Genomic DNA, 25520 nt, shown 5'->3' on the forward strand with positions numbered 1-25520 from the left:
CTGATACAGGGAGCGATTCATTACTTAATTCCATTCACAGCTTATTTTTTATATAATCATCCTAAGATGTTTCCATGATACGTCGAAGCAGAATCCACTGTCAAGCCACTTTCTAATACTTCAGATATGGTATAATACGTCTATCTGTGATTTAATGTTAATTTACACCCAAGTTTAAGATGTAAAGGAGATCATTTATGCGCGAGAACTGGTTCAAGTTTTGGAATCACCCCCGAACGAAAGCCGTTCGGCACTGGTCGAATATCACATACGACGTCTCTTGGAATATCATTTTATTCCTCATCATAGGTGTCTTACTCGTCGGAAGTTTTTCTGTCGGTGCAGCTGGCGGCTATTTCGCATCACTCGTCAAGGATACGAAAGCACCACAACTGGCAGACATGAAACAACAAGTGAACAGCTATGCGATCACCAGCGAAATTTACTGGGGCAGCGGCGAAAAGTTGACGAACATCTCGACTGATGAAGAACGTCAACCCGTTGATATCAAAGAAATCTCACCTTACCTGCTTGATGCAGTCCTCTCAACAGAAGATGTTGATTTTTACGAACATGATGGTGTTGTGCCAAAAGCAACATTACGTGCCGTTCTTCAAGAGCTGACGAATTCTGCTTCACGAACAGGCGGAAGTACGTTGACGCAACAGCTCATCAAAAACCAGATTTTAACGAACGAAGTCTCGTTCGAACGGAAAGCAAAAGAAATCATTCTGGCACTGCGTCTTGAAAACGCCATGACAAAAGATGAAATTCTTCAAGCGTATCTGAACGTCGTCTCATTCGGACGAAACTCTTTAGGGCGGAACATCGCCGGAATCGAAGCAGCGTCACGCGGCGTGTTTAATAAACCCGCCAAGAAACTGACGTTACCGCAAGCTGCCTTCTTGGCCGGTATTCCGAAGAACCCTTACTACTACACGCCATATCTTCAGGGCGGTGTTGTCAAAAAAGACTTAACACCGAGCACGAACCGCATGAAAACTGTTTTAAAGCGGATGTATGTTGCTAAAAACATCACAAAAGCGCAGTACGAAAAGGCTGTCAAATACGACATTACAAAAGATTTCGCTAAAACATCAACCCGTTCACGCGACACGTACCCGTATGTCTATGATTTAGCCGAAAAAGAAGCGTTAAAAATCATGACCAGTTACCTCATGAAACAAGATGGTGTTAAGGAAGATGAAGTGAAACCGTCTGAACTGGCCGAAGTCAAAGCCAACTATCGAGATCAGGCACTTGTTGCCATCCGTCAAGGTGGTTATAAAATTCATTTAACACTCGACAAAAAAATTCATGAAGCGATGCAGACGCCTGCCAAAAATGCGGCGAACTTCCCGGGAGCTCCGCAATACAAGCAAGTCGTCGATCCAAAAACGAAAAAGACGGTCACGAAAAAAGATCCGGAAGAAACAGCTGCCGTCTTGATGCAAAACGAAACCGGTCGTATTCTTGGTTTTGTCGGCGGTCGTTACACCGATGGGACAGCGGACGATTTCAACCGCGCCTTCCAGGCGAAACGCCAAATCGGATCTACAGCTAAACCGATTCTTGTTTATTCAAACGGAATCGAAAATGGATTAATTACGCCAGCTTCGACGATCAACGATGAAGAATACTATTACCAGACCGTTCCTCGTCAACCGGGTGACAACCCGATCAACAACGAAGGTGGACGTTATCGTGGCAATGTCACGGTTCGGGAAGCATTGGAACTCTCATTAAACGTTCCGGCTGTTAAGACGTACGAAAAAATGAACATGTCGAACTCGATTCAAAAGTTAGTCGACATGGGCATCGAAATTCCCGACAATATTCGTTATGCGCCGTCTGCTGCGCTCGGGACAATGGAAATCACTCCAGTTGAACTGGCAGGTGCTTATGCAACACTTGCGAACTACGGTGAATACGTGAAACCATATGTCATCTCGAAGATTACAAAAGACGGCAAAAATATTTACAAAGCAAAAGCGAAGAAAAAACAAATTTATCAAGACCGTACGGCATATCTCACGCTTGATATGATGCGTGGTGTCTTTGATAAAGGAACAGCCCAGTATGCTAATTCCTTACTCAATGCACCTGGAGATTGGGCCGGTAAAACAGGAACGACAAATGAAATCAAGGATTCGTACCTCGTCGCCTCTACACCAGGTGTCACACTTGCTGTCTGGACGGGACACGACCAAAACAATTCCTTGTTAGGTGCGACGACATATTACCAACGGACGCAAAATCTATGGGCTCAAATGGCGAATCTGACGTATAACGCAAACAGCAGTTACTTTAAGTCAGATGCCCGCTTTAATCAGCCAGCGTCAGTCAGCGCCAACGACTTTAAAAATACAGGTCGTTTCAAAGAAGAGGATAAAAAGAAAAAAGAAGCAGAGGCGAAGAAAAAAGCCGCTGAAGAAAAGAAAAAGCAAGCAGAAGAAAAGAAAAAAGAAGATGCAGCGAAGGCTGAAGACGCCAAACAAAAAGCCGAGGATGAAAAAGCGGATGCGGACGCGAAACGTAAAGCTGACGCCGATGCGAAAGCAGACGCTGACGCGAAACGTAAAGCCGACGCTGACGCGAAACGTAAAGCCGACGCCGACGCCAAAGCGAAAGCTGAGGCTGATGCGAAACGTAAAGCTGACGCCAAAGCGAAGGCAGAGGCTGATGCGAAACGTAAAGCTGACGCCGATGCCAAAGCGAAGGCAGAGGCTGAAGCCAAACGCAAAGCCGAGGCGGACGCTAAAAAGAAAGAAAATGACGCCAAGCAAGAAACTGAATAACTTCTTTACCAAAAACACTGATCTGAAAGGATCAGTGTTTTTTCATGTAAATAACCCGCTTCCGAACTTACGCCGGAAGCGGGTTATTTGTATGATTTATGCCTATTTTTCTATCTTCAATCTTCCATCGTCGAAAGATCGCCTGCTTCGAGATTAAGTTCCCATGCTTTTAAGACACGACGCATGATTTTACCGCTCCGCGTTTTCGGAAGCTTATCGCGGAAATCGATTTCCCGCGGCGCAGCATGTGCTGCAAGACCTTCTTTGACAAACGTTTGAATTTCTTGTTTCAGTTCTTCCGTCGGTTCATACCCATCGCGTAAAGAGATGAAGGCTTTGATGATTTCCCCACGAACCGGATCCGGTTTCCCGATGACCCCTGCTTCCGCTACAGCTGGATGCTCGACAAGGCGGCTTTCGACTTCAAAAGGACCCACACGTTCTCCAGCTGTCATGATGACGTCATCGACGCGTCCTTGGAACCAGAAGTATCCTTCATCGTCCATGTAAGCCGAATCTCCTGAAACGTACCATCCTTTAAAGAAGTAAGACTCGTATTTTTGCGGATTGTTCCAAATTTGACGCATCATCGACGGCCATGGTGTTTTAAGCGCTAAATTCCCCATCCGGAAAGGTGGCAGCTCATTGCCTTGATCATCAACGATGGCTGCTTTGGTGCCAGGAATCGGTTTCCCCATCGATCCCGGTTTGATGTCCATCGATTTATAGTTACAAATCATCATCGCCCCTGTCTCCGTCATCCACCATGTATCGTGAATCCGTTGATCAAAAGCTTCTTTTCCCCACCGGATGACTTCCGGGTTCAACGGTTCCCCAACAGACAGGACATGACGCAAACTCGACAAATCATGCGTGTTTGCCACTTCCGCCCCGGCCCCCATCAACATCCGGAATGCGGTCGGCGCACTGTACCAGACCGTCACTTTATACTTTTCGATGACGCTGTACCAGAAGTCGGGATTAAAGCGACCGCCAACGACGACATTCGTTGCACCGTTTAAGAATGGAGCAAAGATACCGTAACTCGTTCCCGTCACCCAACCCGGATCGGCTGTACACCAGTAGACATCCTCTTCCTGCAAATCGAGGACCCAACGTCCCGTCATCATGTGTTGAATCATCGCATTTTGAACGTGAAGGACCCCTTTAGGTTTTCCGGTCGAACCAGACGTATAGTGTAGAATCAGCCCGTCTTCCCGGTCCAGCCAGACCGGCTCAAACGACTCTGAGGCTTGTTCAAAAGCAATCCGGAAATCAGAAATTTTCCCGTCTGCTTCGACCTCTTCATCTACCAGGAAGATCTGTTCGAGTGAAGACAACTCCTCTACCGGCACACGAGGCAACAAGGCTTTTGTCGTAATCAGCATCTTCGCTTCGGAATCAAGCAACCGGTCCCGGACAGCCTGCTCCATGAAGGCTTCAAACAACGGACCAACGATTGCCCCGACTTTGAGTGCACCAAGTAACGCAAAATACAGTTCTGGTGAACGTGGCATGAAGATGAAAATTCGATCTCCTGCTTGGATTCCCGCATCTGTCAGGACGTTTGCCGCCTTGTTCGTCAACCGTTTCATATCCGCATAAGTGAAGCTTTGTTCAGTCGTCCCGTCAAAGTAGATTAATGCTTTTTTATCAGCTCGTTCACCTTCAGCATGACGATCAATTGCTTCGTGGGCCATATTGATTTTCCCCGTCGTTGCCCATGAAAAATATTGTTCCGCTTCTTGCCAATCGTATGAATCTGACCCGTCATATTCAGATAACCAATGCTTCCCCGGAAGCGCTTTCAAAACTTTCATGTCTCGTTCCTCCCCTTCTCTGTTCTCTCTTACATTATAAGCTAGTTATCGTGTAGTTCAATCCATTTGCCGCCAATTTGTTAAAAAATCCCTCTCTTTCACCACCTGCTTTCGACTATAATAAACAAGAAGGTGGTGACGCTTACATGTTTGAAAAACAATTCAATCATCGTACTCATGAAACATCGCTTGGTCCGGTCGAAATCGAGGGACCGGTTACCAGTCAGATTCTGTCTACGTACACGTTAGATCCAGGATTAACGGCTTTCAGACAACCACTCGAACAACATCAGGCCCTTGTCGAAATCGCCGCCTTGGAAGAGGGACGCATCATTATCGCACGACAAGGAACGGACATCATCGGTTATGTCACGTTCCTTTACCCAGATCCCTATGAAACATGGAGTGAAGGCAACAACCCGTATATTCTAGAGCTCGGTGCCATCGAAGTAGCCGCTCGTTTTCGCGGCCAGCAAATCGGCAAGAAACTGCTTGAAGTTTCGATGCTCGATCCGGCAATGGAGCACTACTTGATTTTAACGACTGAATATTATTGGCATTGGGACTTAAAGGGGAGTGGTCTCTCCGTTTGGGATTACCGCAAAATCATGGAAAAAATGATGAATCATGGCGGACTTGTTTTTTTCCCGACAGACGATCCGGAAATTGCTTCCCACCCCGCCAATTGTTTGATGGCACGAATCGGTACACACGTGGCGCCGGAAGTCGTGGCGCATTTTGATGCGTTACGCCTCCGCCGACGCTTCATGTATGATTAAGGAGGGATCGCATGTTAATCGAACAAATCATGAAAACACATTGCATCACGATTCAACCTACCAATTCGATCGCCCATGCGGCTGAGCTGATGCGCCGTCACCAGATTCGTCATCTGCCGGTCACAAATGCCCGCCATGAACTGCTTGGTCTGATCGGACTGACTGAACTTCAAAGCGCCAGCAGCATCTTTCATCCGGATACCTTTTTAACGGATCAGCAAAATCCGGTTTCCAGCATCATGCAACGCAACCCGATGACTGCACATCCGCTTGATTTCATCGAAGATGCCGCCGTTTTATTTTACGAATACCGGTTATCTTGCCTGCCGATTGTACGTGGTCGCCGGCTGGTCGGACTGATTACGGAAACGGATTTGCTGCGGACGTTCGTCCAATTAACCGGGGCTTTGGAGCCGAGTTCGCAAATCGAAATCCGGGTCGAGAACACTGCCGGTACACTCGCAAAGATTGCTGGTCTGCTCGCTAAGACCAACGTCAACATCCTAAATGTTCTCGTCTATCCTACAAAAGATCCTTACGTCCGCATCGTTGCCTTTCGTGTCCAGACAATGAATCCGATTCGTGTCATTGAAAAATTACGAAAGGAAGGATTTGATGTACTCGGTCCTGATGTCAGTCGATGAAAGACTTTGCCTATGTGTACAGTCAAGAAGAAGCACACTATCGTTTTTCAGACACCCACCCTTTCAACCCCATCCGGTTGGAGTTGACGGTCTCTCTGCTTGAAGCAATGGGCGTGCTCGATACGGTAGACTGTCGTGCTCCTCGACCGGCGACGGACGAGGAACTGTTACTGATTCATGACCCGGACTACATACAGGCGGTAAAACTCGCAGGACACGGCGAGCTTTCCCCAATGAAAGCCCAGATGTATGGTCTCGGGACGGAGGATACACCTTTATTTACGAATATGCATGAAAGTGCGGCGCTACTCGTCGGCGGAACCATCGAAGCATGTGACCTTGTCTTATCGGGTCAATATCGCCGGACATTTCATATCGGAGGCGGGTTGCACCACGGCTTCCGGGGACGGGCTTCCGGATTCTGCATTTATAATGATACAGCGGTCGCTATGGCGGCGATGATTCAAAAATATAACTGTCGGATTTTATATGTCGATACAGATGCGCATCATGGCGATGGCGTGCAATGGGCGTTTTATAACCGGGCGGATGCCATGACCCTATCCCTTCACGAGACCGGCCGTTATCTGTTTCCGGGGACAGGGATGGTCACGGAGCGTGGTGCCGAAGAAGGTTATGGATTCAGTTGGAATATTCCGTTTGATGCGTTTACGGAAGACGGTTCATTCCTGGATGCCTACCGGACGGTTTTATTTGAAGCCTGTGAATTGTTTAAACCGGATTTAATCATTACACAAAACGGTGCAGACGCCCATGCCCTCGATCCGTTGACCCACCTGTCTTTGACGATGGAGAGTTATGAACAGATTCCTCAAATCGCCGTCGAGGCGGCGAACCATTACACAGATGGCCGAATCGTCGCTTTAGGTGGCGGTGGGTATGACTGGTATCGTGTCGTGCCTCGTGCCTGGAGCCAAGTCTTTGCTGCTTTGACGAATCGTCCACCTTTTAAAGGCGATCTTCCCGCTTCGTGGGTCACACGCTGGCAGACCGAAAGTCCGGACGTACCGAAAACCTGGCGGGATCGCTTTCCGCTCTATCCGACGATTCCACGGCGTCCTGAAATCGAGGAGAAGAACTGGGAGACGGTCAAACGGCTGCTTTGGCCGTTTGTGGACGACACCAAAAAAGAACACTTGTCGGCGCACTCCCCCTACTCCAAATAAGGAAAAACGTCTTGTTCTTTTCACAATTAGTTCGTTGGGACTTCACAAGTTCTTGGTATACTGAATAAGGTCTTATTACTTTACTTAGTAAACGAACAATTGGGGGAACAAAAGATGAAGAAAACAACGATTGGTTTAACGGGGGTATTTTTAGCAAGTGGTTTGTTACTCGTCGGCTGCGGCAATGAGAAACAAGCGATGGATCACGACACGATGCAAGGGTCTGGAAAACCAGCTGTTGACGTCAAGGTCGAGGTTCCGGCAAAAACAATGGAGAATCAAAAAGTCGTCTTCCAAGCGACCGCACTTGAGAACAAAAAAGCAGTGAACGTCGAAGACGTGACGTTTGAAGTCTGGAAAGCAGATGAAAAAGAAGCTGCACATAAAAAAATCAAAGCAACTTTAAAGAAAACCGGTACCTATCAAGCGGAAGCGAAGCTTGCGGAAGGTGAATATGAAGGACTTTATCATATCAATGATAAAAAAGGACTTCATCACATGGACAAGATTTCTTTTGTCGTCATGAATCACTCACATGAAAAAAAAACAGCAAAGCCGGCACATGAGCATGAGCACGCGGCTGCAGATGGCTTAACCGTCCACTACATGGGTGCAAAAAAGACAATGGTCGGAGCAAAACTTCCGATTGCCTTTCATGTCTTTCTCGATGGCAAACCTCTACAGGCCGATGTTCAAATCGAAGTCATTGAACCAGGCGTCGAGAAACATACGTACATTCCTTTGACGAAACAAGCGGATCAATACGTGGGTGAGGTATCCCTTACTCATCCCGGTACTGCAACAGTTCGTCTTCATGTCGAAAATGACCAATTGCATCATCATCAGGATCAACTCGTTACCGTTAAGAAATAATCATACAAAATCCCCTTCGCTTTTTCCGTTAACACTTTGGAAAAGCAAAGGGGATTTGTTGTTTTCACGAAGAACGAGTCGAGTCGCGTTCCTCAATCCGGTGCGGTAACGTGACATCATTTGTTTCGATTTCTTCTTTATTCAAAATTTTTGTCAACAAACGCATCGAAACCGCTCCGATATCATACATCGGCTGGACGACAGTCGTCAGTTTCGGACGAATCATCGTTGCGAGACGCGTGTTGTCATGCCCGATGACTTCGAAATCTTGCGGCACCTGATGACCTGCATCCTGTAACGCATGAATGACACCTAGTGCCATCTCGTCGGTTCCGGCAAAGATTGCACGGGGGCAATCCGCTCCTAATTCAAGCAATTGATTCATCGCTTTCATTCCTGAATCATACGTATAGTTTCCGAGAACGACGTTTTGCTCATCAAACGGCAAGTTCGCCTCTTCTAACGCACTGCGGTATCCTGCAAATTTCTTTTCTCCGTTAATCTGCTGTTCGAGTGGTCCCGTGATGAAACCAATTCGTTTGTGACCGTGGTCAATCAATGACTTGACGGCATCGTGCGCAGCACTTTCATAGTCGATGTTGACCGCTGGAAGGTCATAGTCTTGATTTAACGTTGCAGCGAGTACAATCGGAACCGGAGACGTTTTGAATTCACGTACAAGATCCTCGTGCAGACGTCCGCCCATGAAGATGATACCGTCCACTTGTTTTCCGAGTAAGGTATTCAATAAATGAATTTCTTTTTCAGGATTTTGATCCGAGTTACATAAGATGATGTTGTATTTATACATCGTCGCGACATCTTCAATCCCGCGTGCTAAATCCGCAAAGAAGATGTTTGAGATATCCGGTACGATGACACCCACCGTCGTTGTTTTTTTACTGGCAAGTCCTCGTGCAACGGCATTCGGACGGTATCCGAGCTGATCGATCGCATCCTGGACTTTTTTGCGAGTCGACGGTTTGACATTGGGATTACCATTCACCACACGTGAGACGGTTGCCATCGACACGGCGGCTTCCCGTGCGACATCATAAATCGTTATATTACTGTTCAAAACAAATTCCTCCTTATTTTAGGCGATTATTTCGATTTCGTTTTCATTTTTATTTTCATTTTTAGGCAACACGAAAGGAAGACAGGAAAAGATATGTTTCTTTTCCCGTTCTTCCCTCATTGTAAAACGTTTTCATTCGCTATAGGTTACCCTTTTTAGAAAATCATTGAACGTTTAGTGCCGGAAAAGTGGAAGTCAGATTCTCGATGAACGAATCAAACTCATTAAAATCTAGTTGTTGGTTCGCATCTGAGAGCGCAAGCGCAGGGAACGGATGGACTTCTACCATGACGGCATCTGCACCGATTGCGTATGCCGCTTTCGCTGTCGGCAGGAGCAAGTCTTTACGACCCGTCGAATGCGTTACATCGACCATGACAGGCAAATGTGTTTCTTGCTTCAAAATCGGAACGGCTGAGATATCCAATGTGTTTCGTGTCGCACGCTCGTACGTCCGAATCCCGCGTTCACACAAGATGACCTGCTCATTCCCGCTTGCCATGATGTACTCTGCTGCGTACATGAATTCTTCAAGCGTCGCTGACAAACCACGTTTCAACAGAACCGGTTTGTCCGTTCGACCGACTTCTTTCAAAAGATCGAAGTTTTGCATATTGCGGGCACCGACTTGAATGATGTCCACGTATGGTAAAGCCGACTCAACTGCACTCGGCGTCATGATTTCTGTGATGACATGAAGACCATGGGCATCAGCTGCCTTTTTCAGCATCTTCAATCCTTCTAGACCAAGACCCTGGAAATCGTATGGTGATGTCCGTGGTTTGTAAGCTCCACCACGCATGAAGCGTACACCATGCTTCGCGAGTTGCTCGGCCACTTCAAAGACCTGCTCCTCACTTTCGACGGCACAAGGACCAGCAATTAACTGTTGCGAGCCGTCACCGATGACGTCATCTCCGATCCGGATGATGGTATTCGTCGGCTTTTGTTTACGCGACACAAGCAATTTGCGTGTCCGGTCTTCTCCTTGCAGTTCCAAAGAGGCTTTGAAAATTTCTTTAAATACGTGCTGTAGGCGTCCTGTTTCAAATGGACCGTGATTACTTGCTGCAATCGATTCAAGCATCTGGCGTTCACGAACCGGATCATACCGATCGATTCCTTGCGCCCGTTTTACTTTACCGATTTCAACCGCTATCTCGCCCCGTTTGTTGATTAATCCAAGTAATTCTGCATTTACCAGGTCGAGTTCATCACGTAAGCGTTTTAATTCTGCATGTTGATCCATTCTTCTACCACTCCCTAATCAGCATATAGCTCGTAATAGCAACTAATTATAGCGAACTCTTGTGAAATTGTACATAAATAAAACGTACTCACTATTTAAAGTCAGTGAGTACGCTCGGATTACTTATTTTTAGGTTGTTTTTCATGACTTAATTTTGACTGGGGATCATTGTCCTCGTTTTCTGTATCTTCTTCGTTCTCTTCGCCTTCGAGATCTTCCCGTAATTCAGATAACTCGGCAACGGTTTCCGTATCGAGTTGTTCAGCCACTGAAGCACCGTCTACCTCATCTCCGATTTCACGTTCGATATCGCGGACAAGTTGTTCTGCTTCAGCGAGTGCTGCATCGATGCTCGATTGATCTTTTTCGAATCCAGCATATTCCGCTGCTTCTTGGACCGTTGGATTTTTCTTTGCTTTTTCAATGACAGGAGCTGCTTTGTCTTTTGCTAATTGAATCCACTCACCTACGAGCGGTTCTGCTTTTTCACGAACGACTTGTGTTTGTTCATTCAGACGTTGACGTGCCGGCGCTGTGCGCTCGTCGAGCATACCGCGCATTTCACGACCTGATTTTGGACTCGACAGCAATGCTGCCGCCGCCCCAAGCAATCCTCCTACGATAATCCCGGCGAGGAATCCGCCACCTTTTGAAGTATCTTGTGTCTGGTATGGGTGTTGTTTTGTCATTGCGTACGATCTCCCTTCAACTCATCTGGAATACTTTCGACATCTGGTACAGAAACGACTTCTGGCGTCACTGGTGTTTCTGATTTTTTACGGAAACGGCGGCGTGGTTTCTTTTCAACTGTTGTGGTAGCAGTCGTCGAAGAAGAGACATCTTGACCCGGTTCTGGTTTGTTTTTCTTGAAGAGTTCGACCGCAACTGAACCCCAGCGGACTGCTTGCGCAATCTGCTCTTTATTCGTATCGGCAGCACCTGCGACTGTATCCGAAACCGTTCGGACAGAATCCGTCACTTTATTGAGTGATGTGCCTAACTCTTCGATCGAGTTGGCGACTGGTGCAAGCAATTCTGTTTTTTCTTCAATCGTATCGACAAGACGATTCGTTTTATGTAACAACGCTGTCGTCTCCATCATGATGCCGTCTAATTGACGTTCTAATCCTGCCGTCGTATCGGCTACGTTATTGAGTGTCTTGCTTGCTGCGCTCAAGACGCGGGCAAGAAAGATGACAAGTACTACGAAAGCAATCGCAGCTACTAATCCGGCGATGCCGCCTAATGTGATTTCCATGATTCGTGCCTCCATTTTCTTTTGCTAGTGTCTTGTTGATAGTTCGACGTTGACACAGTCGTTCCTGCTACTCCAAATGGTTTATTTCCGTTACAATGATAAATGAAACCTACATACATCATTTGAGGAGGAACTTTTTTATGCGTGATCCACGTCTTACCCAACTTGCAACGAATTTAATAAATTATTCGGTTGCACTTGCTCCTGGTGAAAAAGTATTAATCGAAAATTTTGGAATCGAACGTGAACTCGTCGAAGCATTGGTCGATGCGGCCTATGAAGCAGGGGGTCTTCCGTTCGTTTTGTTGAAAGACAACCGCATTTTACGAAAGTTGTATCGTAATGCTTCGGAAGATCAACTTCAATTGATGGCGGATGTGGAACAAAAACAAATGCAGGCAATGGATGCCTATATCGGTTTACGTGCCGGAAACAACATCAACGAATTGTCTGATGTGCCGTCTGACAAGATGAAACTGTACGGCCAGACGTTAGGCAAAATGCATACGGAAGATCGTGTCAAAGGTACGAAATGGGTCGTTCTGCGTTTCCCGACCGCTTCGATGGCGCAACTGGCCAATCAATCGACGGAAGCCTTCGAAGATTTCTATTTCGACGTTTGTACATTGGATTATGCCAAAATGGGCGAAGCGATGACACCGCTTGTTGATTTGATGAATCGGACAGACCGCGTCCGCCTCGTTGGTCCTGGAACAGATTTATCGTTCTCCATCAAGGACATTCCGGCAATCAAATGTGCCGGTAATGCCAACATCCCAGACGGTGAAGTCTTTACTGCTCCGGTCAAGGATTCCATCAATGGAACGATTGCATACAACACACCATCACCGTATCAAGGATTCACGTTCGAAAATGTCACGTTGACATTCAAAGACGGAAAGATCGTCGAAGCGACGGCAAATGATACGGAACGCATCAATCAAGTGTTTGACACAGATGCCGGTGCCCGCTATGTGGGTGAGTTTGCGATTGGTGTCAACCCGTTCATCCAACATCCGATGAAGGATATCTTGTTCGATGAGAAGATTGACGGCAGCTTCCATTTCACACCGGGTCAAGCCTATGCAGAAGCCTATAACGGGAATGATTCTTCTGTCCATTGGGACCTGGTTAACATCCAACGCCCCGATTATGGCGGCGGCGAAATCTGGTTCGATGATGTCTTGATTCGTAAAGATGGCCGGTTCGTTCTTCCTGAACTCGACGTGTTGAATCCAGAAAATCTTAAATAAGGACAAACGGACGGCTCATTCCTGTTTCAGGATGTAGCCATCCGTTTTTTTTCGGGCTTATTTTTTTAGCGTTGCCCGCAACATCCAAATTTGTTTTTCGATTTCTTTGGCTTGTGCCAATAAATCGTCCTCTACCGTCACATCTTGTGTTTCTAGATGCTCGATGGCATCCAGCATTTCCTTACGGATTTGTTGGAAGTCACTGATGACCGATTCGACCATCTCATCCGCCGACAAACCTGATTTTGCTTCTTCAAGCGTCGTTTGTTCCAGGTATTCCTTTAATGTGGCAGAAGGTGCTCCGTTGTTCATGAGCAGACGTTCAGCGACGACGTCATACTGTTCGGACACCCATGTGTACAGTTCTTCCAGTTTGACGTGCAACGTTAAGAAATCTGGTCCTTTGATATACCAGTGATAATTATGAAGTTTGACGAATAGGACACCATAGTTTGCTACCTGTTGATTTAAAGCAGTTTTAGCATGATTACTAATCATTTTCGATTTCTCCTCTCACAAAACTGTGTATTGTTCTATATCATCTTTATCCTTAAATAACAAAGGTTAAACATGATTTCAGAGGAGATTCGTTGAACGGCTTTTGACTTTTTTTACTTCAACCACGTCGAATCAAGGACGCTTTAATCCTTTTAACATGTAACCGCCTTTAAAATCAACGGAATCAAACGCCACTAAAAAGGCTTTTGGTTCGTATTCTTCCACCAGATTCCGCAAGACCTTCATCCGTGTCCGTGCAGCGAGCACATCCAGTCGGTAACGGATTCCATCACGTCCTTGCCCCTGATAATGCGTCACACCAAATCCATTATCGCGGATGACTTGAATCAGTTCAGCCGGAAATTCCTGTGTGTGGACTTGAATCATGTTGTAACCAATGGCAAGTTTCCGCTCAATAAATCCTCCGATCAAGATTCCGAAGCCGAAGCCGAGTGCATAAACGATCATCCCAAGCGTCGTCAAATCCCGGAAGACGACCCCCAGTGCAAAGATATAAATCAACGTCTCAACTGTTCCTAGCGCCCCTGCAATGACGGTTCTTCCTTTGACGAGCATGATCGTCCGCAACGTCAAGACAGGCACGTAAATCAGTTGTAATAATAAAATGAGTAAAATCTGTCCCATGACCTCTTTCCTTTCTAAATAACATACACCCACTATTCCAAAAATCAATTCAAGATGCAATGAAAAATTAACCACTTTTTAATCAATAATCGCTCCGGTTTTTTGTGGTTCACGAAACCGACAAAAAAAGACGCTGACAGAAATTCGTCAGCGTCTATCTCTTCTTGTTTTTATTCACTTCGTACCTTCGTACTGCTTCTGATACGTTTGAATATCTCCTGCTCCCATGAAGAGCAATACGGCATTCTCATGTTTACTTAAAATCGATACGTTGTCCCGTGTCAGAATATCCGACCCCGGCACTTTTTCTTGTAAATCTTCTACACGAACTTGCCCTTCTTGTTCGCGAGCTGATCCAAAGATTTCGCACAAATAACTGGCATCTGCTTCACGCAGTGATGTCGCAAAATCATCCATGAATGATTTTAAGCGTGTATACGTATGCGGTTGAAAAATCGCGATGACTTCCCGATCCGGATACTTCTTACGTGCGGATTCGATGGTTGCGCTGATTTCTTTCGGGTGATGGGCATAATCATCCACCAAGATCTGTGATCCGAAATTCGATTCACTGAAACGACGTTTGACTCCACCAAACGAAGCAAGACGCTCTGCAACATCTTCTTTGCTTAATCCTTCGTACTGACAGATTGCAATGACAGACAACGCATTTAACACATGGTGTTGTCCAAATCCAGGAATCAAGAACGTGCCGTAGAAATCATCCCGTAGATAAACATCAAACGATGTACCATCCGGAGTTGATGTTGCATTTTCTGCCCGGAAATCGTTGTTTTCTCCAAAACCATAATACAAGACAGGCACATTGGCCTGAATGTTTTGAAGGTGCTCATCATCACCGCAAGCGACGATTGCTTGTTTGACTTGCAACGCCATCTCTTGGAAGGCCGATACGACATCGTCAATGCCCGTGAAGTAATCCGAATGATCAAAATCGATGTTCGTCATGATCGCATAATCTGGTTTGTAGTATAAGAAATGTCGTTTGTATTCACACGCTTCAAAGACAAACGCCTTTGCGTCCTCAACACCAGCACCGGTTCCGTCACCAATCAAGAATGCCGTCGGTGTGATGCCACTTAAGACGTGTGACAACAAGCCTGTCGTCGATGTCTTGCCGTGTGAGCCCGTGATGGCAACCGAACGATATTCATTTGCCAAATACCCTAAGAAATCATAGTAGTGATAAATTGTTAAATCCAGTTCCTTTGCCCGAGCAATTTCTGGATGATCATCCCCAAAAGCATTCCCTTGGATGATGACTTGATCGTCTTTAATGTTGTCCGCATTAAACGGGAAAAATGGAATCCCTTTTGCCCGTAAAGCGTCTTCTGTAAAAATATGCTTTTCAATATCAGAACCTTGTACTTGATGATTCATTTCATGCAGTACTTGGGCAAGTGCACTCATGCCAGTCCCTTTAATCCCAACAAAATGATAATTTGTCATATATGAGCCCTCCAATTCACGTTCCGGTCCGTACCATCGGGCTTGGGTACAAAACCTGTACCATTATAGCAAACCGACTTATTTTTTACCATGTAAATTATTTTGTTCCCGTCGTGCACGATACATCGCCATTAAATCTTTTGTTGTCATCACAACGTTTACAGGTGGTCCGACCGGCTTTTTGATCGACACCTGTTCCGCTTGCGAGATCACCGTTTCTTCAGCCGGTTTTTCTGGCGTTTCTTCGATGGTGGTCAAGGAAACGTTCGCCGCATTTTCATCTGTTGTTTGGAATACCGGTTCTGATTCACGGTCTTCTTCCAACCGGAGTTCGTTTTCTTCTGCCGCTGCGACATGTACGATTTCCGGTTGCATTTCTTCTACACGATTTTCCGGCACTTGTTCAATGACCGGTTCAGGAACAAGTAGACCAGAATCAGTCGTCGGGACCAGACCGGCATCTGCTTCAGTCGAATCCGTCTGCTCCATCGTCTCGATTTCTGATGTTTCATTCGTCTCATCCGTTGCTTCTTCCACACGGACTTCGTTTTCTTCTGTCGCGACGACATGTACGATTTCCGGTTGCATTTCTTCTACGCGTTCTTCCGGCACTTGTTCGATGATTGGTTCAGGAACAAGTAGATCAGAATCAGTCGTCGGGACTAGACCCGCATCCGCTTCAGTCGAATCCGTCTGTTCCATCGTCTCGATCTCTGATGTTTCATTCGTCTCATCCGTAGCATCTACAAGCGACTCTTCCGTTTTTTCCTCTTTAAGCTCACTTGAAACCTCAACTTCTGATTCGTCTGAAATTCCCTCTTCTTGGATCGACCGTTGCTTTTTAGGTCGCTGGAATCCGTAAATAGGCGATGGAACATCCGTCAACACGAAGCGATCTTCCCGTTCTTCTTTTTTCGGACGCTCAACAGGCTTCGTTTCTTTTTCGCCTGCTAATTCCCGTCGAATTCGTGCTGCCTGTTCCTTTAACGACTGCTCATAACGATTGCTCATTCCTTCACCCCTCCATCTTGTTAAAAAATCGGTCGAATTATCGACCGATTAAAAATGCCTCTCCTGTTTGCGCTGTTTCATCCAACACAAGAATCCCTTTGACTTGCGGTGCATCTGCGAGACCGAGTTCACGTGCCGAACAGAGCATACCGCTTGAGGCGACTCCGCGCAGTGCGGACGGACGAATGATCAAACCTGAAGGCATAACTGCGCCCGGCTTCGCCACGACCACTTTTTGTCCTGCTTCGACATTCGGTGCCCCACAGACGATTTGCAACGTGTTTCCGTCGACATCGACTTGACAGACCGATAATTTATCAGCGTCCGGATGTTTTTCAGCAGAAGCAACGAATCCAACGACGAATTTCGGTGAATAATCGACGTCATCCGCAACGAATGTAATCCCTTCTTCTGCCAAGACTTCCTGGATCGTTTGAACGAGTTCCGGTGTCAGATCAACCGGTCCAACAGTGCTCAGGTCAAACTTTTCCGAAGCTTCAAAAATATTGTAACCAATGACGTCTGTGCCATGGAAAATCGTCGCGACACGTCCTTTTCGTTCAGCTGTGATTTCAGCGCGCGGAGCGTCTGCTAAGATGACCATTAAAACGTCACCGACACCTTCTTTATTATAAAAAACATTCATTCAATCCATGACTCCCTTCAAACTTTCTCACAATGCCTATTGTAGCAGATTATTTAACTTTTCGGATGCTTGTTTTTTGCAAGGACAAAGACCGGTTCGAGATTTCCGTCGTCGTAGACGAACGGGAGGGCCGTGACCGGTACACGTCCATTGGTAAAGAAATCAAACATCAACTGTTGCAATACATCATAGCCGGCATCATTTCGAATATCAGCGAAAATCAAGACATCTTGGTGGGGAATTCCGACTGCAAATTCACCCGTCACACGCTCAGCATAATCGCTTAACAACTGTTTGTTCAAGACCCGGCTCGCCTCGTAACCATCACCCGTGCTCAAGAAATAAAATACGTTCCCCGCCACTTCGTCTGTCTTAAAAGGGGCTTCGAGTGTCTTCAAGTTAAAGCGGGCTGCTTCAGACAAATGTTCCGCCGTCCATCCGGCCTGCGCTAACAATTCTTCATCAATCAGACGATACGTGGCACCCAGATCAAGGGCATACATGATTTTTGTTTCCCCCGTGTGCGGTGTACTGATGATTTTCTTTCCATCTTTTGTCTCATCGGCAAAGGATTTCGCACGGATGACCGGGAAAACCTGCTGTTCGTGTCCGGTTAATGAGACCGATTCCGTTTGTTCCAAGACCGCTTTGATGTATTCAATCGTTTCTTCGACTGCAATCACACCACGTCGCTTCGCTTTTGCGACCAATGGATTCAGACCTAAATCGACACCTGTCCGGTCCTGTTTCCGTTCGATGCGCAATACCGATTTTTCACGATCAAAATACGTGCTGTAGCGTGATGTTTCGAATGCTTCCGTCACCATCCGACGAATTTGTTGTAGTTCCATGGCTCTTTTTCATCCTTTCCTATTAAAAAAAGCGAGACAGCGCTCGCTTTGATGTCAGACTGTTTCTAAAAATGCCGTGACTTGCTCCGGTGTTTTTCGTTCTTTCCCGACATAACGACCTGTTTCCGCATTATCGCGGTAAGCCACGAAACTCGGAATCCCGAAGATGTCCATTTCCTGGGCAATTTCAATGTGCTCGTCACGATCGACGTAATAAAAATCGAATTCGTTGAACGTGCTTTCCATCTCCGGCATGAACGGATCTAAAAACCGGCAATCAGGACACCAGTTGGCGGAGAATAAAAAGACTGCCTTTCCTTGTTTTGCTTCATCAAACTGTTGTTTGGATTCTAACTTCTTCATCCCTATCGACTCCTTTAGTACAAGCTGTTTTCATTGGCTTCATCATAGCATATTCGAATGTTTCTGTGCGTTTTCGTGCTCCGTTTGCTATACTGCAACTAGAAAATGTCTCGAAAGGAAATCATTATGACTGATCAACCCATCAAACATCCCTTTGAACGATTCGTCGGTTTTGTTGGTATGACGAGTTGCCTCCGGTACGGGTATTCATTTATTGATTCTGAGCGGAGCTTACTGCAGATTCTGATGTTGCTGGTCGTCGGTTTTGCGCTCATCATGTTGCTTGAAGCCGTCGGTAAACGTCTTGCCCGAAAATTGCCAATCGTTCGGATGCGCTACTTGCTTCCTCTTTATGTACTCTACTTGTATGTCTTCTTTACGAGCTTTTACTCCAGTTCGTTTGGTTTTTCTCTTTAGAACACCAGAATCATATTTTGTACAAAATGAAGGTTGACACAACGAAATCTTTTTCTCCACAAAAAAGAAGCAGCGGACTTGTCCACTGCTTCTTTTTTGTTTTCAACACCGATGGGCATTTCGTTTTTAGTACTCGATCTTTAAGTCTCCATCTTTAATCCGCCCCATGCGGTGAAGTGCTCGGTAAATCAAATAACTGATCAAAGCCGGTGCCAAGAAACATAAGACGAAAACGGCTAAATAATATTCTGCCTCGAACCCCATCGTTTTCAGCATCATCAACGGACCGACGAGTCCACTCGTTCCCATGCCGGATCCTTCCGGGTTACTTTCAAGCGTCAACAAGACCGTTGCAAAAGGAGCGAGCAGTGCCCCCGCAAGTGTCGGCGGAACTATCGTCCAGGGATTCCGGATGATATTCCCGACCTGTAACATCGATGTTCCAATCCCTTGTGCAATGAATCCGCCAATCCCATTATCCCGGTAACTGATGACACCAAAACCAATCATCTGGGCGGCACATCCAATCGTCGCCGCTCCTGCCGCCAGCCCGTCAAGTCCTAGCATGATGCCAAGTGCAGCACTTGAGATCGGGGCCGTCAATGCCAGACCCATCACGGTCGCCACAAAAATCCCCATGATCAGCGGTTCCCGTTCTGTCCCCCAACGGATGACCTCTCCTAAATCCGTCATCAACGTTCCGATCCAGGCCCCGACGTACTTTCCACTTACAAAACCAATCACCAAGGTCACGAACGGTGTCAAAATGATATCGAGCCGCGTCGTTTTTGAAATCAATTTACCGATTTCAGTCGCGATGACTGCTGCTACATAACTGCCGGCCGGACCTCCGGCTTCATATCCAAAGGCGCCGACGGCAACCGCTGAAAACAGGACGAGTGGCGGCGCTTCTAATGCAAATGCCACTGCTACGCCGATCGCCGGTCCGGTCAACGCAATGGCTTGCTCTCCGACGGTAACTAAAAACGATGCATTGACTCCGTTTGTGATCAACCCTTCACCTATCGTTTTTAAAATTAGTCCCATGATCAATGAACTGAAGAGTCCTAACGCCATATAGCTCAAAACCGTGATGAAGTATATTTTCGGGCTGAGTAAGATATTTTTCTGTTTTAACAAAATGCCACTTCCTTCTGAATTAAAATCAAATTCATTATAACAAACCATCCAGAAAAAAGATCATACAATTGTTCATCATCTGACAAGACAACTAAAAGTCCAATAAAAAACCGAAGAGGAACTTCGAAATCCCTCTTCAGTCTCTCCTTACTTCACTTGTAAAGTAGCCAGTGTCGTTGCATCAAGCTGTGTCACGAGTTTTTTGAGTAACTCTTTGGCCGCATCATAATCATCCGTATGCATGATCGATGCATGCGTGTGGATGTAACGTGCCGGCAGACCTACGACAGTTGTCGGGATGCCGTTGTTCGAACGATGAATGACTCCGCCGTCCGTTCCGCCTGCCCCAACATAGTATTGGTACGGAATGTTGTTTGATTCCGCTGTATCCAAGACATACTCCGTCATTTCTTTGGATAAGATCATGACACTGTCCTTAATCCGCAACAGCGGACCTTGTCCAAGCTGTCCGAATTCCGTTTTATCCCCTGAAGCATCATTTGCCGGTGACGCGTCGACGACAAAGGCGACGTCAGGATCAATCAAGTTCGTTGCTGTTTGGGCGCCGCGTAATCCCACTTCTTCTTGGACCGTTGCACCTGAGAATAAGACGTTCGGATGATTCGATGCTGTCGTTTCCTCCAATAACTCGATTGCCATTCCGACACCATACCGGTTGTCCCATGCTTTAGCCATGATTTTCTTCGGGTTCGCCATCGGAGTGAACGGGAAGAACGGAACCGCTGGAATACCCGGACGAATACCAAACGACTCGGCTTCTTCTTTTGAATCTGCACCGACATCGATGAACATGTCTTTGATCGCCATCGGCTTATTCCGAACCTCATCCGTCAACAGATGGGGCGGAGTTGACGCGATAACGCCAGGAATGATGCCGTTGTCTCCACAAATCGAGAAGCGTTGTGCGAGCAAGACCTGACTCCACCAACCACCAAGCGGTTGAATGCGGAGCATCCCGTTTTTCGTGATTTGCGTCACCATGAATGCCACCTCGTCCATGTGACCGGCAACCATGACCTTCGGACCATCCGCCTGCCCTGTCCGTTTTCCAAAAATCGATCCCAGACCATCCATCACGATTTCATCCGTCACCGGTGTGATCCGTTCTTTGACGAACCGTCTGACATCATGTTCAAAGCCCGGTGCACCGTTCAGTTCCGTTAATGTTCGAAACAACTCTCTTGTGTTTTCATTCATATGTATCGCCTCCTGTTCATTCATTATACAAAATTTTGCTTCAATCACTTAACCTTTTGTTTCTCACTGGACGATTTATTTGGTACAGTAGGAATAGAACCTGTAAGGAGGGGAATTTTAATGAAAAAACGCTATTGGATTATCGGTCTTGCAGCAGCTGTCGTTGCCGCTTTCGCAGTCAAGAAGGCTGTCGACAACAAACAATTATCTGCCGAGGAAGCGCTCGAAATCACGAAACGCACATTTTCAGCAAAAGGACGTGTCCAAGGTGCATGGATCTCTGCAACACCAGAGGCGTACGCATATGAGTCACGTGACTACCAGAGCTACAAAGGTGGCATCTCGGTCCTTGAAGGTGACGACGAAAAGACGTATCAATTCACAGTTGATGCGGAAACAGGTGCTTTACTCGAATACGCATAATAAGTGGACCATGCTTCGATTGACGAAGTGTGGTCTTTTTTTGAGGAGGAGAAGTTCCCAATGGAGACGCTCGCCACGATTTTTGTACTCATCGTCGCATTAGAACACTTTTATATTCTGGCGCTCGAGATGTTTTTCTTATCGTCTCGTCCCGCGTTACGCACATTTAATTTAACGAAAGAAGCCGCCTCGGATCCACGCATCAAGACGCTGTTCGCCAATCAAGGATTGTACAACGGTTTTCTTGCCGCCGGTTTGATTTTCGGATTAATTCTCGGTTCTTCCGCCGTTCAACTGTTTTTCCTCGCCTGCGTCATCATTGCCGCGCTTTACGGAGCTGCGACAGCCAACCTTTCGATTCTCTGGAAACAAGGTTTACCTGCAATCATCGCTTTTTTACTCGTTTTGTTTGGTTAAATGAAAAAACACCCGATGCGAGCACTTGGCTCACAGCGGGTGTTTTGCTGTGTTTTGATCAACGCGGATTGTCATTGCGCTCATAGATCGGGTTCATGTATTCCGTAGTCGAATACAAGCGTGGTACGACGACATACAAGATGACAGCTGGTACAGCAATCAATAAGATCATCAGTAACATCGGTAACCAGTAGACTACTTTTTGTTGCAGGTTATCGGAATTGCTGTCGATGTATCCTTTGACGCCATCGATTTTAGCCGCATCTGCACTCGTAAGTAATTTGCCGCTGTCTGCGTTAAAGAAATGGATCTCACGTTTAATTGTAATAAAGATGCCATCACGGACCGTTTCAATTACAGCGATTCCGCCGATTACCTGTTCACCTTTTTCACCAGTGAATGTTTTTGGATCTTCAACTTCTACAGAACCTTTTTTATAATCGTAATGCGTACTCTTCAAATCCTCGTCAAGTGCTTTTTCCATAGCTGACGTATCAATCGCAGCGAATACCGATTGTCCGATACTCAATGCGAAAAAGAGTGCCGTTACGAAGGCTAAGCTTTTTTTCCACATCCCCAAATTCCCCCTTTACCTGTAAATACAGTTCTTCAGTCAACAACATTGTACCAATTAATAAGAAAAAAGTGTGAAAGAAATGCTAGGAAAATAAGAAAACTTTTTGTCTAAATTAATTATCGTATGTCGCTTCCATCCGATAAATCGGTTGACCAAGTGCTGAGAATCGTGCTTCGTATTCCGTTCTGACGTTATTTTCCGGCTCGTTGGCATGTAAATCAAGCGACATCCAATCAAACGTCATCCCGTAGGCAGACATCGTCATCAGACTTGATTCAAATAATTTCCGGTTATCCGTCTTAAAATGAATCTGTCCTTTATCCGGTAAAATGTCTTCGTATGTCGAAAGGAACGTTTTGTACGTCAAGCGGCGTTTCGCGTGACGCGATTTCGGCCAAGGATCCGAAAAGTTCAGATAGACGCGGGCGACTTCACCTTTTTCAAAGAAATCACGTAAATCTTTGGCATCAACTGTCAGAACCCGAACGTTTGCAAGCGGTTCTTCAACCAATTTTTGAACGATTGCGACCGCGACGCTTTCAAATAATTCAATGGCAACGAAGTTGACGTCCGGATACTGGATGGCCATCCCGGTGATGAAAGCCCCTTTTCCCGAACCGACCTCAATGTAGATCGGATTGTCATTCTTGAATTCGTTCGACCAATTGCCTTTTAATGTCGACGGGTCTGCTATATAGATGGAGGATTGTTCTTTCATATAATCCAGTGCCCACGGTTTGTGGCGTAAACGCATACTGCTCATCCTTTCAATTCTTAAATTATCCGCAGATAAGTTTATCATGATTTGGGTAAATATATAAGATGTTCTTGTTTCACACCAAAAAGAAAGTTCAGCAGATCGTCACTTGAGAATGACTGAGCAATCTACTACACTTACAGTACAAAGGTTCCTAAAAGGAGGTTTTAATGTTGGATGACTTCTTAATTACTTGGGCTTCTCCGATCGTTCTCGTCATGGGGGTAACCGCCCTCTTCGTCTGGGCGACGTTTGGTAAAGTCAACGCAGAATAACCGATACCGGATCAGACATCTTGTGTTCATCACAAGGTGTCTTTTTTACTTTCTGAACGATTCACCTTGGATTATCACTAAAACAGTTGTATAATTCCTGTGAAACAGTTTTTTTATTACAGCTATCGAACAACCAAAACTATTGGTAAAGAAGGAGAATTGTAATGACAGAAAAACAAAACAGCGAAAAAGAAATTCTAGTACAGAAGAAAACAGGTGCCGATTTAGTCGTTGACACACTGATTGAACAAGGGGTCGACTATGTTTTTGGTATCCCGGGAGCAAAGATTGACTCCGTCTTCAACGTCCTGCAAGATCGCGGACCAGAATTGATTGTCGCACGCCACGAACAAAACGCCGCCTTCATGGCACAAGCCATCGGCCGCTTGACTGATAAACCGGGTGTGGTCCTCGTAACTTCCGGTCCAGGGGCTTCGAACCTCGCAACCGGTCTAGTGACGGCCAATTCGGAAGGTGACCCCGTTGTCGCGATTGCCGGTGCCGTGACGCGTGCCGATCGTTTGAAACGGACCCATCAATCGATGGACAATCAAGCTCTCTTCACACCAATCACGAATTTCAGTGCCGAAGTTCAAGATGCAGACAACATCCCGGAAGTCCTTTCGAATGCATTCCGAACTGCCGAAACAACATCCGGCGCTGCTTTCGTCAGCATTCCGCAAGACGTTGGTCTCAGTGAATCAAACGTCACTTCCTTTAAAGCAGTCCCAACACCAAAACTCGGCATCGCACCCGAAGAATGGATCAACGAGACAGCAAATCTGATTGAAAAAGCACAATTACCCGTCTTGTTACTCGGCATGCGTTCCAGTCAACCTCATGTCGTTCAAGCTATCCGTGCGCTGTTGAAACGCGTTTCGATTCCGGTCGTCCAGACGTTCCAGGCAGCCGGAACATTGTCACGGGAGCTCGAATCGAATTTTTATGGACGTGTCGGTTTGTTCCGCAATCAACCGGGAGATGCCTTGCTCGCCGAAGCCGATCTCGTGTTAGCCGTTGGATATGACCCGATCGGTTACGATCCGAAGTTCTGGAATCAACCGTCCCACGAACGGACTTTGATTCACTTGGATCAAATGCGGGCTGAAATCGATCATTTCTATCGTCCGGACCGTGAACTCGTCGGGGATGTCGCTGCAACCATCGACGCATTGGCTGATCGACTCAATCCGCTGAGCCTGCCAACCGGTTCGACGGAATTTTTACGCGGTTTACAACAACGTCTCGAAGAGCGGGACATCCCACCGATCGTCAAGGATTCACCGTTAACGCATCCGCTCTACTTCATGAAAACCTTACGGGAACAAATCGCTGACGATGTGACGGTTACGGTCGACGTCGGTTCGCACTACATCTGGATGGCACGTCATTTCCGGTCTTACGAACCACGTCACTTACTGTTCAGTAACGGGATGCAGACGTTAGGTGTCGCATTGCCTTGGGCGATTGCCGCAACACTGGTTCGTCCAGGTAAAAAAGCCGTCTCGATCTCAGGTGATGGTGGTTTCCTCTTCTCAGCGATGGAGCTTGAGACAGCCGTCCGGTTGAATGCCCCGCTCGTCCATTTCGTTTGGCGCGACAGCGGCTTTGACATGGTGGCTTTCCAACAAGAGATGAAATACAAACGAAAATCCGGCACGTCGTTCGGTGAAGTGGATCTTGTGAAATATGCTGAAAGCTTTGGTGCAAAAGGCTTGCGTGTCAATCATCCGTCTGAACTCATCGCCGTCATGGAAGAAGCGTGGCAAACAGAAGGTCCGGTCATCGTTGATGTTCCAATCGATTACAGCGATAACATTACACTCGGTAAAGAAGTACACTTGGATCAACTCAACTGATAGGAGATGGATAC

General features: G+C 46.4%; 27 protein-coding genes and 1 other annotated feature (1 of these 28 only partly in view). Of the genes, 11 read left to right on the forward strand and 16 right to left on the reverse strand.

Annotated features, from left to right (window positions below):
• Nucleotides 1-47: a binding site (T-box leader), on the reverse strand; it reaches 158 nt to the left of the window's first position.
• A 150-nt stretch (nucleotides 48-197) separates the two neighbouring features.
• On the forward strand, nucleotides 198-2798 hold the full coding sequence (locus D3D03_RS08290; protein WP_119923311.1) for a transglycosylase domain-containing protein: 2601 nt from the start codon (nucleotides 198-200) through the stop codon (nucleotides 2796-2798).
• A 116-nt stretch (nucleotides 2799-2914) separates the two neighbouring features.
• On the opposite strand, the gene acsA is transcribed toward D3D03_RS08290, so the two are convergent.
• The gene (gene acsA, locus D3D03_RS08295) at nucleotides 2915-4618 is read right to left on the reverse strand and encodes an acetate--CoA ligase (protein WP_119923312.1); all 1704 of its coding nucleotides are present in this window, start codon (nucleotides 4616-4618) and stop codon (nucleotides 2915-2917) included.
• Between the two features lie 146 nt (nucleotides 4619-4764).
• Between acsA and D3D03_RS08300 the strand changes: the two genes are divergently transcribed.
• The 4 genes from D3D03_RS08300 (at nucleotide 4765) to D3D03_RS08315 (ending at nucleotide 8101) form a co-directional block, all read left to right on the forward strand.
• Nucleotides 4765-5397 (forward strand): GNAT family N-acetyltransferase, encoded by a 633-nt coding sequence (locus tag D3D03_RS08300; RefSeq protein ID WP_026832313.1) that lies wholly within the window; start codon nucleotides 4765-4767, stop codon nucleotides 5395-5397.
• An 11-nt stretch (nucleotides 5398-5408) separates the two neighbouring features.
• A complete protein-coding gene (locus tag D3D03_RS08305; protein WP_026832312.1) occupies nucleotides 5409-6041 on the forward strand; it encodes an acetoin utilization AcuB family protein in 633 nt (210 codons plus the stop codon).
• Nucleotides 6038-7228, forward strand: a complete 1191-nt coding sequence (locus D3D03_RS08310; RefSeq protein ID WP_119923313.1) for an acetoin utilization protein AcuC — start codon at nucleotides 6038-6040, stop codon at nucleotides 7226-7228. The genes D3D03_RS08305 and D3D03_RS08310 overlap by 4 nt, the downstream gene beginning before the upstream one ends.
• Before the next feature lie 114 nt (nucleotides 7229-7342).
• Nucleotides 7343-8101: a FixH family protein gene (locus D3D03_RS08315; protein WP_026832310.1), complete on the forward strand. Its 759-nt coding sequence runs from the start codon at nucleotides 7343-7345 to the stop codon at nucleotides 8099-8101.
• 64 nt (nucleotides 8102-8165) lie between these two features.
• Here D3D03_RS08315 and ccpA read toward each other — a convergent pair whose 3' ends face one another.
• The 4 genes from ccpA to D3D03_RS08335 form a co-directional block, all read right to left on the reverse strand.
• Nucleotides 8166-9179, reverse strand: coding sequence for a catabolite control protein A (ccpA, locus tag D3D03_RS08320; RefSeq protein ID WP_026832309.1), 1014 nt, complete (start codon nucleotides 9177-9179; stop codon nucleotides 8166-8168).
• Between the two features lie 163 nt (nucleotides 9180-9342).
• Nucleotides 9343-10428, reverse strand: a complete 1086-nt coding sequence (locus D3D03_RS08325; RefSeq protein ID WP_026832308.1) for a bifunctional 3-deoxy-7-phosphoheptulonate synthase/chorismate mutase — start codon at nucleotides 10426-10428, stop codon at nucleotides 9343-9345.
• A 119-nt stretch (nucleotides 10429-10547) separates the two neighbouring features.
• Nucleotides 10548-11117 (reverse strand): YtxH domain-containing protein, encoded by a 570-nt coding sequence (locus tag D3D03_RS08330; RefSeq protein ID WP_119923314.1) that lies wholly within the window; start codon nucleotides 11115-11117, stop codon nucleotides 10548-10550.
• Entirely contained in the window at nucleotides 11114-11686 is a 573-nt protein-coding gene (locus D3D03_RS08335; protein WP_026832306.1) for a DUF948 domain-containing protein, read from the reverse strand. The genes D3D03_RS08330 and D3D03_RS08335 overlap by 4 nt, the downstream gene beginning before the upstream one ends.
• Nucleotides 11687-11826: 140 nt before the next feature.
• Between D3D03_RS08335 and D3D03_RS08340 the strand changes: the two genes are divergently transcribed.
• Complete coding sequence (locus D3D03_RS08340) at nucleotides 11827-12939, forward strand: aminopeptidase (RefSeq protein WP_026832305.1); 1113 nt, start codon at nucleotides 11827-11829, stop codon at nucleotides 12937-12939.
• 57 nt (nucleotides 12940-12996) lie between these two features.
• Here the strand turns inward: D3D03_RS08340 and D3D03_RS08345 are convergent, their stop codons facing one another.
• The 7 genes from D3D03_RS08345 to D3D03_RS08375 form a co-directional block, all read right to left on the reverse strand.
• Complete coding sequence (locus D3D03_RS08345) at nucleotides 12997-13437, reverse strand: Dps family protein (protein ID WP_026832304.1); 441 nt, start codon at nucleotides 13435-13437, stop codon at nucleotides 12997-12999.
• A 132-nt stretch (nucleotides 13438-13569) separates the two neighbouring features.
• Nucleotides 13570-14082: a DUF5698 domain-containing protein gene (locus D3D03_RS08350; protein ID WP_119923315.1), complete on the reverse strand. Its 513-nt coding sequence runs from the start codon at nucleotides 14080-14082 to the stop codon at nucleotides 13570-13572.
• Nucleotides 14083-14256: 174 nt separating this feature from the next.
• A complete protein-coding gene (gene murC, locus D3D03_RS08355; RefSeq protein ID WP_026832302.1) occupies nucleotides 14257-15552 on the reverse strand; it encodes a UDP-N-acetylmuramate--L-alanine ligase in 1296 nt (431 codons plus the stop codon).
• Between the two features lie 78 nt (nucleotides 15553-15630).
• Nucleotides 15631-16563: a hypothetical protein gene (locus tag D3D03_RS08360; RefSeq protein WP_119923316.1), complete on the reverse strand. Its 933-nt coding sequence runs from the start codon at nucleotides 16561-16563 to the stop codon at nucleotides 15631-15633.
• A 37-nt stretch (nucleotides 16564-16600) separates the two neighbouring features.
• Nucleotides 16601-17209 carry a YtpR family tRNA-binding protein gene (gene ytpR, locus D3D03_RS08365; RefSeq protein WP_026832300.1) on the reverse strand — a complete coding sequence of 203 codons (609 nt, stop codon included), beginning with the start codon at nucleotides 17207-17209 and terminating at the stop codon, nucleotides 16601-16603.
• A gap of 53 nt (nucleotides 17210-17262) precedes the next feature.
• Nucleotides 17263-18060, reverse strand: a complete 798-nt coding sequence (locus tag D3D03_RS08370) for a DUF1444 domain-containing protein (RefSeq protein WP_026832299.1) — start codon at nucleotides 18058-18060, stop codon at nucleotides 17263-17265.
• 54 nt (nucleotides 18061-18114) lie between these two features.
• Nucleotides 18115-18423 carry a thioredoxin family protein gene (locus D3D03_RS08375; protein ID WP_026832298.1) on the reverse strand — a complete coding sequence of 103 codons (309 nt, stop codon included), beginning with the start codon at nucleotides 18421-18423 and terminating at the stop codon, nucleotides 18115-18117.
• Nucleotides 18424-18549: 126 nt separating this feature from the next.
• Between D3D03_RS08375 and D3D03_RS08380 the strand changes: the two genes are divergently transcribed.
• Nucleotides 18550-18840 (forward strand): hypothetical protein, encoded by a 291-nt coding sequence (locus D3D03_RS08380; RefSeq protein WP_119923317.1) that lies wholly within the window; start codon nucleotides 18550-18552, stop codon nucleotides 18838-18840.
• Between the two features lie 126 nt (nucleotides 18841-18966).
• Here the strand turns inward: D3D03_RS08380 and D3D03_RS08385 are convergent, their stop codons facing one another.
• Together D3D03_RS08385 and D3D03_RS08390 are read right to left on the reverse strand one after the other, a co-directional pair.
• Nucleotides 18967-19980: a PTS sugar transporter subunit IIC gene (locus D3D03_RS08385; protein WP_119923318.1), complete on the reverse strand. Its 1014-nt coding sequence runs from the start codon at nucleotides 19978-19980 to the stop codon at nucleotides 18967-18969.
• A 147-nt stretch (nucleotides 19981-20127) separates the two neighbouring features.
• On the reverse strand, nucleotides 20128-21198 hold the full coding sequence (locus D3D03_RS08390; RefSeq protein WP_119923319.1) for a M42 family metallopeptidase: 1071 nt from the start codon (nucleotides 21196-21198) through the stop codon (nucleotides 20128-20130).
• A 120-nt stretch (nucleotides 21199-21318) separates the two neighbouring features.
• Between D3D03_RS08390 and D3D03_RS08395 the strand changes: the two genes are divergently transcribed.
• Together D3D03_RS08395 and D3D03_RS08400 are read left to right on the forward strand one after the other, a co-directional pair.
• Nucleotides 21319-21621 carry a PepSY domain-containing protein gene (locus D3D03_RS08395; RefSeq protein ID WP_012371126.1) on the forward strand — a complete coding sequence of 101 codons (303 nt, stop codon included), beginning with the start codon at nucleotides 21319-21321 and terminating at the stop codon, nucleotides 21619-21621.
• 60 nt (nucleotides 21622-21681) lie between these two features.
• Complete coding sequence (locus tag D3D03_RS08400; protein WP_026832294.1) at nucleotides 21682-22038, forward strand: DUF1304 domain-containing protein; 357 nt, start codon at nucleotides 21682-21684, stop codon at nucleotides 22036-22038.
• A 58-nt stretch (nucleotides 22039-22096) separates the two neighbouring features.
• On the opposite strand, the gene D3D03_RS08405 is transcribed toward D3D03_RS08400, so the two are convergent.
• Complete coding sequence (locus D3D03_RS08405; protein WP_026832293.1) at nucleotides 22097-22612, reverse strand: hypothetical protein; 516 nt, start codon at nucleotides 22610-22612, stop codon at nucleotides 22097-22099.
• A gap of 115 nt (nucleotides 22613-22727) precedes the next feature.
• On the reverse strand, nucleotides 22728-23369 hold the full coding sequence (gene trmB / locus D3D03_RS08410) for a tRNA (guanosine(46)-N7)-methyltransferase TrmB (protein WP_026832292.1): 642 nt from the start codon (nucleotides 23367-23369) through the stop codon (nucleotides 22728-22730).
• Nucleotides 23370-23545: 176 nt separating this feature from the next.
• Here trmB and cydS point away from each other — a divergent pair, with 176 nt between their 5' ends.
• Together cydS and alsS are read left to right on the forward strand one after the other, a co-directional pair.
• Nucleotides 23546-23647, forward strand: a complete 102-nt coding sequence (gene cydS, locus D3D03_RS17030; protein ID WP_404274631.1) for a cytochrome bd oxidase small subunit CydS family protein — start codon at nucleotides 23546-23548, stop codon at nucleotides 23645-23647.
• A gap of 164 nt (nucleotides 23648-23811) precedes the next feature.
• Entirely contained in the window at nucleotides 23812-25506 is a 1695-nt protein-coding gene (gene alsS, locus D3D03_RS08415; protein ID WP_119923320.1) for an acetolactate synthase AlsS, read from the forward strand.
• Nucleotides 25507-25520 lie beyond the last annotated feature (14 nt).

The organism is Exiguobacterium sp. RIT452 (assembly GCF_003598705.1).
In the GTDB taxonomy this organism is placed as follows: domain Bacteria; phylum Bacillota; class Bacilli; order Exiguobacteriales; family Exiguobacteriaceae; genus Exiguobacterium_A; species Exiguobacterium_A undae.